Source organism: Bradyrhizobium sp. F1.4.3 (assembly GCF_040548375.1).
In the GTDB taxonomy this organism is placed as follows: Bacteria; Pseudomonadota; Alphaproteobacteria; order Rhizobiales; family Xanthobacteraceae; genus Bradyrhizobium.
Window position 1 is genome coordinate 49,122 of the sequence record NZ_JBEPRN010000022.1, and the last position, 12,997, is coordinate 62,118.

The following is a 12,997-nucleotide window of genomic DNA, read 5'->3' on the forward strand; positions in this document are numbered from 1 at the left end:
AATAGGACTTAAGTCTCTACCAGGCCCTTGGTCGAGCCGCTGGCGGTGGAATCCTTGCGGCCGTGAGGCAGCGCCAGATAGGATTCCGAGCTCATTTCGATCAGGCGCGACGAGGTCCGCTTGAACTCGTTGGCCTCGTTGCCCTCATCGGCGAGGTAGAGCGAAATCGGATTGGCATCGGCCGACGCCATCAACTTCACGGCATTGTCATAGAGCGTGTCGATCAGCGTGATGAAACGCTTGGCGGCGTTGCGCTGAGAGAGGTCCATCACTGGAATATGGTCGACCAGGATGGTGTGATAGTCGTGCGCGAGCCTGAGGTAGTCGGATGCCCCGAGCGGCTTCTCGCAGAGATCGGCGAACGCAAACCGCGCCACGCCATGGGCCGAGCACGGCACGTGCAGGATGCGGCCCTTGATCGAAATATCGCGCGGCTTGCATTTGGCGCCGCCGGTCATCTTCGACCAGGCGCGGGCGATCGCGGTGTCCGCATCGGCATCTGCCGGCGTCAGCCACATCGGCACGCCCTGAAGTTTCTCCAGCCGGAAGTCGGTCCGCGCATCGAGCCGCAGCACGTCCATGTGGTCGGTGATCTGCTTGATGAACGGCAGGAACAACGAACGATTCAAGCCACCTTTGTAGAGATCGTCCGGCGCGACGTTGGAGGTCGCGACCACCACGGTGCCGAGTTCGAACAGCTTTGAGAAAAGGCGGCCAAGGATCATCGCGTCGGCGATGTCGGTAACGTGGAATTCGTCGAAGCAGAGCAGCCAGCTCTCCTCGAAGATCGCATGCGCGGTCAGCGCGATGACGTCGCCATCGGCGATCTCGCCGCGCGAAATGCTCTGGCGATAGTCGTAGATGCGCTCATGCGCCTCGGCCATGAATTCATGGAAATGCGCGCGCCGCTTGTGCTCGACGGTACTGTACTGGAAGAACAGATCCATCAGCATGGTCTTGCCGCGTCCGACTTCGCCATGGACGTAGAGCCCGCGCGGCGCCTCGTCCTTGTCGCTGCTGCTGAACAGGCGGCTGAGCAGGCCCTGCTTGCGCGGCGGCTTGTAGTCCGCGAGCCGAAGGTCGAGCGCCGCATAGGCTTCGGCGACCTCGGCCTGCGCGGCATCGGGCTCGATCGCGCCGGACGCGATCTGGGCCTGGTACGCGTCGCGGAAAGAGGAACTGGGGGTCGAGAGCATGGCCCTTTACCGCCAGAGACGGCGGCAAATTGCAACGGTATATTGGTGCAAGGGGCGTATGCGCTTGACTTTGTCCACGTGGGAGCGGGCATACGGCTGAGATATCAGAGGGTTAAACCGGCTACCACGGGGTTGCTAACATGGCTTTTAGCATCGAGGATTCCGAGACCGAACATCTGGCGTGGAGTCTGGCGCAACTCACCGGCGAGACCGTTGCGATCGCGACGAAGCGAGCTATCGAGGAGCGGCTGGGCCGGATCAGCAATCAGCATCGCAAAACCGCTCTCTTGGACGATATGGCCGCAATCCGTCGACGCTGGAGCGAACTGCCTGTGATAGCCGACCGGACGCCAGACGAAATTGTGGGATATGACAAACACGGATTGCCATTCTGATCGCGATCAACGCTACGCGTCTACGCGCCATATGGGTCCGCGTCTCATCTTCTTGATAGCCAAATTCTTGATAGCCAAACTCACGGACAAAGCTCGTAGGCGTCCTCGACCACATACGGGCCGCCGCCGGTGGAGGCGCGCGACGAGAACAGCACGAAGCGCTCTGCAAGAAACGCCTTGCTCGGGAAGTAGCCGCGCAGCGAGAGATAGTCGGCGACGTCACGGTCGGAGGCGTCGTGCAGCCGGGCCAGCGTGACATGCGGGATGAACTTGCGGCCTTCCGGGTCGAGGCCGATCCGCTGCATCATCCGTTCGAGCTCGGCCTGCAATTCGATCAGCGGCTTGCTCGGCGCAATGGTGGCGACCACCGCGCGCGGCTTGCGGCCGCCGAAACTCGTTAGCCCCTGCACCTTCACCTCGAAGGGTTTGCGGTTGACGCGAAACAGCATCGAGGCGATCTCGTTGGCGGAGATGCCGTCGATATCGCCGATGAAGCGCAAGGTGACGTGATAATTTTCGGGATCGATCCAGCGGGCGCCGGGAAGGCCGCCCCTCAAGTTGGAAAGCGTCTGGCTGACCTCGGCCGGAATTTCCAGACCAGTGAACAAACGCGGCATCGTTTCGCACTCCCGATGCTTGGATACGACCCCTCAGCAGAGCTTATCCAAATTAGAGCCGGCGACGAATCACCGGTACCCTGATTCCTATCGCAGTTGTGTGACTCTGCGAAGAGTGGGCCACGCTACCCCGGGAAAACCCTGGTTGTTAGGGTTAGCATTGCCTGCTTTTCAACGGCGTTGCTCGCCGATCGTGCGCAGGAATGCCTCCACCGTGGGCATCATGTTGTTGACGATGATGTCGACGCCGGCCGCGGTCGGATGAATGCCGTCGGCTTGGTTGAGCTTGGCGTCGGCCGCGACACCGTCGAGGAAGAACGGATAGAGCGGCACGTCGAATTTTTTCGCGAGATCCGGATAAATCGAATTGAAGCGCGCGGCATAGTCGGCGCCATAGTTCGGCGGGGCCACCATGCCGCTCAGCATGACCGAAATCCTGCGCGCCTTCAGCTGCGCGACGATGTCGGTCAGCGCTGTACGCGTCAAGTCGGGATCGATGCCGCGCAGCGCGTCGTTGGCGCCAAGCTCGACGATGACCCCCTCGGTTCCCTCCGGCACCGACCAGTCGAGCCGGTCGCGCCCGCCGGAGGCGGTGTCGCCGGACACCCCCGCGTTGATCATATCGACGGCTATGCCTTTGGCCTGCAAGGATTTTTGGAGTTTCGCGGGGAATGCCTCCTGGGCCGGGAGGCCGAGGCCGGCACTCAGGGAATCGCCGAGGACGACGAGCTTGATCGGCTTCGCCGCCGGTTGCGCCTGGGCGGATGCCGCATTCACGACCGTCATCAAAGCGAACATCAACACGGCTATGTGCATGAACAATCCGTAACGCCTCTCGACCGCGCTATCGGAGTTGCCATATGACCGGACCATGGACAGTCGCATCGAATCCTCTTCGCTCGCCGACAGCTCGGCGGACACCATCGCCATCTCCAACGTCAATCTCTCATTGGGTACGGGGGCGGCACGCGTTCACATCCTCAAGGATATCAGCCTGCGGGTCGGCCGTAGCGAGACGATCGGCCTGATCGGTCCGTCAGGCTCGGGCAAATCCACGCTGCTGATGGTGATGGCGGGGTTGGAGCGTCCTGATAGCGGAGAGGTGGTGGTCGACGGCACGCCTTTCAATGCCCTCGACGAGGATGCGCTGGCCCGCTTCCGCGGCCGCCAGGTCGGCATCGTCTTCCAGTCCTTTCACCTGATCCCGACCATGACGGCGCTGGAGAATGTCGCCGTGCCGCTCGAGCTCGCCGGCAATCCCGATGCCGCGAAGCGCGCGACGCAGGAGCTGCAATCGGTCGGGCTCGGCGATCGCCTGCATCATTATCCGACACAGCTTTCCGGCGGCGAGCAGCAGCGCGTCGCGCTCGCCCGTGCGCTGGCGCCCGATCCCACGATCCTCGTCGCCGACGAGCCGACCGGCAATCTCGACGAGGCGACCGGAAAGCAGATCGTCGATCTGCTGTTCGGCAAGCATGCCGAGCGCGGCATGACGCTGGTGCTGGTGACGCACGATTCTTCGCTCGCGCATCGCTGCGATCGCGTGATCCGCCTGCGCTCGGGCCGCATCGACACGCAGACGACGCCAGCATGAGCGCAGCCGTCGAACCGTTCGCGCGGCCCAATGGTGTCGCGCTGTCGCTGCGCTACGCGCTGCGCGAATTGCGCGGGGGCCTGCGCGGCTTCTACGTCTTCATCGCCTGTATCGCGCTTGGCGTGATGGCGATCGCCGGCGTCGGCTCGGTCTCGGCGAGCCTGAGCGACGGCCTCGCCCGCGAAGGCCGCACGCTGCTCGGCGGCGACGTTTCGTTCGTGCTGTTCCAGCGCGAGGCCAAGCCGGAAGAGGTCGCCTTCCTGCGTTCGCGCGGCACCGTCTCCATTGCCGCCACCTTGCGCGGCATGGCGCGCTCGGCCGAGGGCCAGCTGGCGCTGGTCGAGATGAAGGCGGTCGACGACACCTATCCGATGCTCGGGCAATTGACGCTGGCGCCGCCAATGCCGCTGTCCGATCTACTCGTCGAGCGCGACGGCGCGTTCGGCGCCGCCGCCGATCCGACACTGCTGGCGCGGCTTTCGCTCAAGACCGGCGACCGCGTCACCATTGGCTCCGCGACGTTCCAGATCCGCAGCACCGTCGAGGCCGAACCCGACAAGCTTGCCGGCGGCATCGGCTTCGGTCCGCGCTTCCTGATCAGCGAGGCCGGCCTGCGCGCCACCGGCCTGATCCAGCCCGGTAGCCTGGTGCGCTGGGTCTACCGGGTGAAGCTACCGGATGCGGCCAACAGCGACCGCGCCACTGACGCCTTCATCGCGGACGCCCGCAACGCCGCGCCACAGGCCGGCTGGGAGGTCCGCAGCCGCTCCAATGCCTCGCCGCAGCTCGAGCGCAATATCAGCCGCTTCACGCAATTCCTGACCCTGGTCGGCCTCGCCGCGCTGCTGGTCGGCGGCGTCGGCGTCGCCAACGCCGTGAAGAGCCATATCGACCGCCGGCTCGAGGTGATCGCGGCCTTCAAGGCCGTCGGCGCCACGGGGCGCGACGTGTTCGGCATCTATCTCGCGCAGGTCATCCTGCTCGCGGGAATCGGCTCGGTGATCGGGCTTGCGCTCGGTGCCGCGATGCCGTTTGCCATCGTCGGCCTGTTCGGCAAGCTCCTGCCGCTGCCGGTGGTGCCGGCCGTGCATGCCGACGAGCTCGCGCTGTCCTTCGTCTACGGCCTCCTGACCGCGCTCGCCTTCGGCCTGTGGCCGCTCGGGCGCGTCCACGACGTGCCCGTCGCGGCGCTGTTCCGCGACACCATCAGCAACGAATGGCACCGGCCGCGCTGGCGCTATCTCGCCTTCATGGGCGTCGTCGTCGCCCTGCTCGTCGCCGTCGTAATCGGACTGTCCTTCGACAAGCGCATCGCCGCGGTGTTCGTGCTCTCCTCCGTCATCGTGTTCGCGCTGCTCCGCGGTGTCGCCGCGCTATTGATGGCGATCGCGCGGCGGCTGCCGCGCACGCGGCTGCCGATGCTGCGGCTTGCGATCGCCAACATCCACCGCCCGGGCGCACTGACGCCGTCCGTCGTGCTGTCGCTCGGTCTCGGGCTCGCCGTGCTCGTCACCATCACCCAGATCGACGGCAATCTGCGCCGGCAATTTCTCGCCGCGCTGCCAGATCGCGCGCCGTCGTTCTACTTCATCGACATTCCGAGCACACAGGCGGTGCAGTTCGACGGCTATCTCCACCAGATCGTTCCGGATGCGAAGGTCGAGGACGTGCCGATGCTGCGCGGGCGCATCGTGGCCGCGCGTGGTGTCCGCGCCGAGGACCTCAAGCCCACGACCGATTCCGAATGGGTGCTGCAAAGCGACCGCGGCCTGACCTATACCGGCGAACTGCCGAAAGGCTCCAAGGTGGTCGAGGGCGAGTGGTGGGGCGCCGACTATTCCGGCCCGCCGCTGGTCTCGATGGAGAAGAAGATCGCCGACGGGCTCGGCCTCAGGCTCGGCGACGAGATCGTGGTCAACGTGCTCGGCCGCGACATCCCGGCCAGAATCGGCAATCTGCGCACCATCGACTGGCAGGGGCTCGGCATCAATTTCGTCCTCGTGTTCTCGCCGAACGCCTTCAAGGGCGCGCCGCATACCCACATCGCGACGCTGACGGAGGCCGGCGGCGACGCAGGCAGCGACGGCAGGATCATCAAGCAGGTCGCGGACGCCTATCCCATGGTGACGAGCGTGCGCGTGCGCGAGGTGATGGAGACGGTCGGCTCGGTCGTGACCAATCTGGCGCTCGCGATCCGCGGCGCCAGCGCCGTGACCCTGATCTCGGCGATCCTGGTGCTGGGCGGCGCGCTCGCTGCCGGCCATCGTCACCGGGTCTATGATGCCGTGATCCTGAAGACGCTGGGCGCGACGCGGCTGCGGCTGCTCGGCGCCTATGCGCTCGAGTATCTCCTGATCGGGCTCGCCACCGCGGTGTTCGGCGTTTTCGCCGGCAGTATCGCGGCCTGGATGATTGTGACGCGGCTGATGACGCTGAGCTTCGTCTGGCAGGCCGGCAGCGCGGCCGGCGTGGTCGCGGCCGCCCTGGTCGTCACCGTCGGGCTCGGGCTCGCCGGCACCCTGCTGGCGCTGAACAAAAAGCCCGCCACGGTGTTGCGTAATTTGTGACAAAAGGTAGCGGGTGGTCGCGCGGGAGCGGAATCGCCCGATTCCCGCGGTTAACCACCTCCGCCCGTCAGGATTGTGAGCGGAGGGCGACATTCAGCCGCGCGTGGACGGTTGCAGCGAATGTGTTAGTTTCCCACATATCGGACGGGTTCGGAGCCCCGATTGTTAGCCAAATTTAATGTCGGCAGACATCGGTATCCGAGATAGAATTTGACGAACCGGCGGCATGGCAACCCTCGTGCCGGACCGGGCAACCAACGGGAATTCGACCATGTCGGACCTAGACCGTAACTACGCTTCTCCTTTCGGCAGGGCCGCCGGGCGTGTTGACGCCGCGACGGTCGACGCCGGCCTGCGCGCTTACATGCTGCGCATCTACAATTACATGAGCATCGGCCTCGCCATCACCGGCCTGGCCGCGCTCGGCGTCTACATGGCTGCCGTGACGGATATTCCGACGCCGGAAGCCGTCCGCGTCGGCAAGCTGTTCCTGACGCCGTTCGGCTACGCGATGTTCGTGAGCCCGCTGAAATGGCTGTTCATGCTGGCCCCGCTCGCCATGGTGTTCGTGATCTCGGCAGGCATCAACCGTCTCGCCCCCTCGACCGCCCAGATCCTGTTCTGGGTGTTCGCGGCGCTGATGGGCGTCTCGCTGTCCTCGATCTTCCTGGTGTTCACGCACACCTCGATCGTGCGGGTGTTCTTCATCACCGCGGCGACCTTCGGCGCGCTAAGCCTCTACGGCTACACCACCAAGCGTGACATGAGCGGGATGGGATCGTTCCTGTTCATGGGCCTGATCGGCATCATCATCGCAAGCCTGGTCAACCTGTTCCTGGCCAGCACGGCGTTGCAGTTCATCGTGTCGGTGGTCGGCGTGCTGGTGTTCGCGGGCCTCACCGCCTGGGACACCCAGCGGCTGAAGAACGACTACATCTACGGCTACGCCTCGGCCGGCGGTGACATCGCAGAGCGTGCGGCGATCACCGGTGCGCTGTCGCTTTATTTGAACTTCATCAACCTGTTCACGCTGCTGTTGCAGCTCCTCGGCCAGCGCGACTAAGCGTTACGACGAGAGAACGGATGCGAACCCCGGCCGAAAGGCCGGGGTTTTTGTTTGCGTAACTCTCCGCCATGCCCGGGCTTGTCCCGGGCACCCACGAACTTGGCAACCGCAATCACGAAAGAACGTGGATGGCCGGGACAAGCCCGGCCATGACGTATGCGGAAACAGCGTTGCTCGTGGCGGCGCCTTTGCTATCTTCTCCGCATGTCTGCACCAGAAATCAGGCCCGCCACCGAGGCCGACCTCCCCGCCATTACCGCCATCTACCAGCAGGCCGTCCGCGAGGGCACCGCGACGTTCGAGCTGGAGCCGCCCGATCTCGCCGAGATGACGCGGCGCTATCGCGCGCTGGTCGACGGCGGCTACCCCTATTTCGTCGCCATCCTCGATCGGCGTGTCGCAGGCTATGCCTATGCCGGCGCCTACCGGCCGCGGCCGGCCTATCGCTTCACGGTGGAGAACTCGATCTATCTCGATCCATCCTTCCACCGCCGCGGCATCGGGCTGTTGCTGCTGGCGCGGCTGATCACCGAATGCGAGGCGCGCGGCTTTCGCCAGATGATTGCCGTCATCGGCGATTCCGCCAATGCCGGCTCGATCGGCGTGCACACCAAGGGCGGCTTCACGATGATCGGCACGCATCCGAATGTCGGACTGAAATTCGGCCGCTGGCTCGACACGGTGATGATGCAGCGCGACCTCGGCGAGGGCAGCACGAGCGTGCCGGCGCCTTAGTCCTGTCTCATACCCACCGTCATTACGGGATGCGCCGCAAGGCGCAGGCCCGGAATTCATACCCCCGACTGGTGGTTATGGATTCCGGGCTCGCGACTTCGTCGCGCCCCGGAATGACGAGAAGAGATGGCTACACCACCGCCAGCTTGCGGTCGATCACCAGGAGCACGCGCTCGAGCTCGTGGCCGCGACGCAGGATCAGGCCGGTCGCCGAGATCACGCTGTACATGCCCTGCTTGCGCGCGAGCCGCGGATCTTTCTCGATGCGATAGATCGGCACTTCGGAGGCACGGCGAAAGACCGAGAACACCGCGCGGTCTTTCAGGAAGTCGATGGCATAGTCGCGCCACTCGCCGTCGGCGACCATGCGGCCGTAGAGGTTGAGGATGCGGTTCAGTTCGAGCCGATTGAACACCACCCGGTTCGGTTGGACATTCGCAGCGGCGGGGCGCGCCACTGCGCGCTGCTCGCTCGGATCGGCATCCTCCGACGTCAGACTCATGGAACGCCTCCTGTCGCATCAGCATGGTCGCGCCCGCGAGGACCGTTCCCGGAACCGCGGATCATGACAATTGCATGATTGCGCCAACCGTTCGCCACTGCAAGAGGCTCTTGAAGGGGCTCCGGCTCAACGCGCCAAATCGGTCGCGAATCATGACACACGCAACGGTGGAACTTCTCAGCGGCAAACCGTCACGGGATCGTTAGCAGGAATCATAGTATCGCCGCTTTTCCGCCTAGCGACTGCCGCCCTGCACTGCGAAAAGAGCTGTGTGCGTTGACCCGGTCCTTTCGGTTCCGGATTCCTCAGCCCCCAGCCCCCCGGGGTCGTCGGGATCGGGTCTGTGCGCACGACAAGGAGGGCCAACGCGAGTTGGTCCTTTTTTGTTTGTGTGGGGATGTGCCTGCCGCCGCGCTCTTCCGTCACCGCGCACTCTCTCCCCTCATCCTGAGGAGCCGCGTAAGCGGCGTCTCGAAGGATCGAGGCCGAGCTGCTTCAGCCGGGCCTGCGTGGTTCGAGACGCGCAAGAGCGCGCTCCTCGCCATGAGGATTGAGAGTGGTCCCCGGAGATCAGAGAATCTAAGCGCGCTTCAGTGCAGCGACGTGTACGCCGCGCCCAGCATCGGGCCCGGTTTCTCGCGGCTGCCATCCTGGACATAGACCACCGCGCCGTCGACGCCATCGCGCGATGTGAGGTTCTCGATCGGCACCGTCCAGCTTTCCTGATGTCCGCTCCAGTCACCGACCTTGAGCAGGTTGCGAACGACGTTGTGATAGGTGATCTGCTGTCCGCGATTTTCGCCGCGGCTGATCTCGATCGGCACCGATTTTGCGATCGAGCAGATCCAGACCTCGCCATGCGAGATCGCCGGCTCCTTGCTCGCGGCGACCGACACGTTGATCTGCTTGCCCGCGAGTGACATCGTCACCGGCACGCTCATCACGCCGGCGCCCTTGTCGGTCTTGCCGATCGCGCTTTCGATGCCGGCGCGGTCGCTGCCGATGACATGCGCGGCGCCATTGACCACGACCTGCGGCGTATAGACCTCGCGGTCACCGCGCATGCGCGAATAGGCGCGCTGCCGAGCCGAGAAGCGCGAATCCGCCAGCGTGTCCTTCCAGCCGAGATAGTCCCAATAGTCGATCGGCATGCTCAGTGCGATGATCGAGGGATCGTTGGCGAGATCGCCGATGACCTTGTCGGCGGGCGGGCAGGACGAGCAGCCCTGCGAGGTGAAGAGCTCGACCACGGCGCGGGGATCGGCCTCGGCGGGACGGATGACCGCGACGATTGCGCAGATGCCGAGTGCTCCCGACCAGAGTGCCCCGGACCACCGCGAAACCAAATGAGAAGCCATCATTCCAGTCATCTCGAACGTCACACCCTGGTACTCGTGGGGGAAGATCCTATCGCCTGATGGTCACCGTAGTCTTACGGGCACGGCACGTCCAACCGTCCGATGCGAAGTTTTCCGCCGGGCGGGCCCATCTGAAGCGTGCCGTAACGCGTGAAAGCGGCCTTGTGATAGGCCGCCTTCATTTAACCTTCTACTCACTTAGCGGTGAGCCACCGTTCACAAATCCGCGCTTAGGCAGCGAGTTTGCGCAGCACATAGTGCAGGATGCCGCCGTTGCGGTAGTAATCGAGCTCGTCCAGCGTATCGATGCGGCAAAGCAGCGAAACGCGCTGCAACGAACCGTCGCCGGAGACGATCTCCGCGGTCAGCTTCTGACGCGGCTTCAGATCGCCGACGAGGCCGCGCAGCGTGACCTTCTCGTCGCCCTTCAGGCCGAGCGACGACCAGGAGGTGCCGTCCTCGAAAGTCAGCGGCAGCACGCCCATGCCGACCAGGTTGGAGCGGTGGATGCGCTCGAAGCTCTGGCAGATCACGGCGCGCACGCCGAGCAGACGCGTGCCCTTCGCAGCCCAGTCGCGCGAGGAGCCGTTGCCGTATTCGGCACCGGCGAACACGACCAGCGGCACTTCCTCGTGCTGGTACTTCATCGCGGCATCGTAGATCGACATCTGCTCGCCGTCGGGCCAGTGCTTGGTAAGACCGCCTTCGGGAATGTTGCCGTCCGCACCCTTCAGCATGAAGTTCTTGATGCGGATGTTGGCGAAGGTGCCCCGCATCATCACTTCATGGTTGCCGCGGCGCGTGCCGTACTGGTTGAAGTCGGCGGGACGCACCTGGTGCTCGCTCAGATACTTGCCCGCAGGCGAGGTAAGCTTGATCGAGCCGGCCGGCGAGATGTGGTCGGTGGTGATCTTGTCGCCGAACATCGCGAGGATGCGCGCCTCGACGATGTCGGTGACCGGCTCCGGCTCCTTCTTCATGCCGTCGAAATAGGGCGGGTTCTGCACGTAGGTCGAACTCATGTTCCAGCGATAGGTCTCGCTCTCGACGGTCTTGATCTTGCGCCAGTTGGTGTCGCCCTTGAACACGTCGGCATACTTCTTCTTGAAGATCGACGCGGTCACGAACTTCTTCATGAAGGCGTTGATCTCCTTCGTGGTCGGCCAGATGTCCTTGAGGTACACCGGCTTGCCGTCCTTGCCTTCGCCGAGCGGCTCGACGGCGAGATTTTTGGTCACGCTGCCGGCGAGCGCGTGGGCGACGACCAGCGGCGGCGAAGCCAGATAATTCGCCTGCACGTCCGGCGAGACACGACCTTCGAAGTTGCGGTTGCCGGAGAGCACGGCGGCCGCGACGATACCGTTGTCGTTGATCGACTTCGAGATCTCCTCCGGCAGCGGACCGGAATTGCCGATGCAGGTGGTGCAGCCGAAGCCCACCAGGTTGAAGCCGACCTTGTCGAGATCGGTTTGGAGACCGGAATCGGCGAGATAGGCCGCGACCACCTGGCTGCCCGGAGCGAGCGAGGTCTTCACCCACGGTTTTGCCTTGAGGCCCTTTGCGGCGGCGTTGCGCGCAAGGAGGCCGGCGCCGATCAGCACGCTCGGGTTCGAGGTGTTGGTGCAGGAGGTGATGGCGGCGATGACGACGTCGCCATGGCCGAGGTCATAATTCTTGCCGTCGACGGCAAAGCGCTTCGCCGGCTCTTCGGCCTTCTTGTACTCGGTGCTGAGCGCAAGCGAAAAGCCTTCAGCGACCGAGGGCAGCGCGATGCGGCCTTCGGGACGCTTCGGGCCGGCCATCGAGGGCACGACGTCGCCGAGGTCGAGCGTGAGGGTCTCAGTGAACACCGGATCCGCCGACTTGGCGGTGCGGAACAGGCCCTGCGCCTTGGCATAGGCCTGCACCAGCGCGACGCGCGGCGCCGCACGGCCCGACGTCTTCAGATAATCGATCGCGGCAGCGTCGACCGGGAAGAAACCGCAGGTCGCGCCATATTCGGGCGCCATGTTGGCGATGGTCGCCTTGTCGGCGACCGAGAGGTGGTCGAGGCCGGGGCCGAAGAACTCGACGAACTTGCCGACCACGCCGAGCTTGCGCAGCATCTGCGTCACGGTCAGCACGAGGTCGGTCGCGGTGACGCCTTCCTTCATCGCGCCCTTCAGCTTGAAGCCGACGACGTTGGGCAGCAGCATCGACAGCGGCTGGCCGAGCATGCAGGCTTCCGCCTCGATGCCGCCGACGCCCCAGCCGAGCACGGCGAGACCGTTGACCATGGTGGTGTGGGAGTCGGTGCCGACCAGCGAGTCCGGATAGGCGACCTCGAAGGTGCCGGTCTTCTTGCCGACCGTCATCTTCTCCTTCTTGGTCCAGACCGTCTGCGAGAGATATTCGAGATTGACCTGGTGGCAGATGCCGGTGCCGGGCGGCACCACGGAGAAGTTCGAGAACGCCGCCTGGCCCCACTTCAGGAACTCGTAGCGCTCCTGGTTCTGCTTGTATTCCTCGGTGACGTTCTTGGCGAAGGCCTTGTTGTCGCCGAAGAAGTTCACGATCACGGAGTGGTCGATGACGAGATCGACCGGAACCAGCGGGTTGATCTTCTCGGCATCGCCGCCGAGCTTCTGCATGGCGTTACGCATTGCGGCGAGGTCGACCACCGCCGGCACGCCGGTGAAATCCTGCATCAGCACGCGGGCGGGGCGGAACGCGATCTCATGCTCCAGCGACTTCTTGCGCAGCCATTTCGACACCGCGACGATGTCTTCCTTCTTGACCGAGCGGCCGTCCTCGTTGCGGAGAAGATTCTCGAGCAGGACCTTCATCGAATAGGGAAGTTTCGAAATTCCCTTCAGACCATTCTTCTCGGCCGTGGGCAGGCTGTAATAGACATAGGTCTTGGCGCCGACCTTGAGGGTCTTTTTGCATTTGAAGCTGTCGAGCGAGGTCATGCTAGGAAATCCCAAT

Annotated in this window: 11 protein-coding genes; 5 read left to right on the plus strand and 6 right to left on the minus strand. The window is 64.2% G+C overall.

Annotated features, from left to right (window positions below):
• Positions 1-8: 8 nt before the first annotated feature.
• Positions 9-1,196 (minus strand): cell division protein ZapE, encoded by a 1,188-nt coding sequence (gene zapE / locus ABIB73_RS33790; protein WP_354231324.1) that lies wholly within the window; start codon positions 1,194-1,196, stop codon positions 9-11.
• Positions 1,197-1,336: 140 nt separating this feature from the next.
• Here zapE and ABIB73_RS33795 point away from each other — a divergent pair, with 140 nt between their 5' ends.
• Positions 1,337-1,591 (plus strand): type II toxin-antitoxin system VapB family antitoxin, encoded by a 255-nt coding sequence (locus ABIB73_RS33795; RefSeq protein WP_354231326.1) that lies wholly within the window; start codon positions 1,337-1,339, stop codon positions 1,589-1,591.
• An 80-nt stretch (positions 1,592-1,671) separates the two neighbouring features.
• Here ABIB73_RS33795 and thpR read toward each other — a convergent pair whose 3' ends face one another.
• Entirely contained in the window at positions 1,672-2,208 is a 537-nt protein-coding gene (gene thpR / locus ABIB73_RS33800; RefSeq protein WP_354231328.1) for an RNA 2',3'-cyclic phosphodiesterase, read from the minus strand.
• A gap of 171 nt (positions 2,209-2,379) precedes the next feature.
• Positions 2,380-3,024, minus strand: coding sequence for an arylesterase (locus tag ABIB73_RS33805; protein ID WP_354231330.1), 645 nt, complete (start codon positions 3,022-3,024; stop codon positions 2,380-2,382).
• Between the two features lie 55 nt (positions 3,025-3,079).
• Here ABIB73_RS33805 and ABIB73_RS33810 point away from each other — a divergent pair, with 55 nt between their 5' ends.
• The 4 genes from ABIB73_RS33810 to ABIB73_RS33825 all read left to right on the plus strand — a co-directional run bounded on the left by ABIB73_RS33810 (position 3,080) and on the right by ABIB73_RS33825 (position 8,170).
• Positions 3,080-3,802, plus strand: a complete 723-nt coding sequence (locus ABIB73_RS33810; protein WP_354231332.1) for an ABC transporter ATP-binding protein — start codon at positions 3,080-3,082, stop codon at positions 3,800-3,802.
• A complete protein-coding gene (locus ABIB73_RS33815; protein WP_354231334.1) occupies positions 3,799-6,369 on the plus strand; it encodes an ABC transporter permease in 2,571 nt (856 codons plus the stop codon). Before ABIB73_RS33810 ends, ABIB73_RS33815 begins: the two co-directional genes overlap by 4 nt.
• 271 nt (positions 6,370-6,640) lie before the next feature.
• Positions 6,641-7,432 carry a Bax inhibitor-1/YccA family protein gene (locus ABIB73_RS33820; RefSeq protein ID WP_354231336.1) on the plus strand — a complete coding sequence of 264 codons (792 nt, stop codon included), beginning with the start codon at positions 6,641-6,643 and terminating at the stop codon, positions 7,430-7,432.
• A 207-nt stretch (positions 7,433-7,639) separates the two neighbouring features.
• Positions 7,640-8,170: a GNAT family N-acetyltransferase gene (locus tag ABIB73_RS33825; RefSeq protein ID WP_354231338.1), complete on the plus strand. Its 531-nt coding sequence runs from the start codon at positions 7,640-7,642 to the stop codon at positions 8,168-8,170.
• 130 nt (positions 8,171-8,300) lie between these two features.
• On the opposite strand, the gene ABIB73_RS33830 is transcribed toward ABIB73_RS33825, so the two are convergent.
• The 3 genes from ABIB73_RS33830 to acnA all read right to left on the minus strand — a co-directional run bounded on the left by ABIB73_RS33830 (position 8,301) and on the right by acnA (position 12,981).
• Complete coding sequence (locus ABIB73_RS33830) at positions 8,301-8,672, minus strand: DUF2794 domain-containing protein (RefSeq protein ID WP_354231340.1); 372 nt, start codon at positions 8,670-8,672, stop codon at positions 8,301-8,303.
• A 590-nt stretch (positions 8,673-9,262) separates the two neighbouring features.
• Positions 9,263-10,042: a DUF1223 domain-containing protein gene (locus tag ABIB73_RS33835; RefSeq protein WP_354231342.1), complete on the minus strand. Its 780-nt coding sequence runs from the start codon at positions 10,040-10,042 to the stop codon at positions 9,263-9,265.
• A gap of 218 nt (positions 10,043-10,260) precedes the next feature.
• Positions 10,261-12,981: an aconitate hydratase AcnA gene (gene acnA, locus ABIB73_RS33840; RefSeq protein WP_354231344.1), complete on the minus strand. Its 2,721-nt coding sequence runs from the start codon at positions 12,979-12,981 to the stop codon at positions 10,261-10,263.
• Between the last annotated feature and the right edge of the window lie 16 nt (positions 12,982-12,997).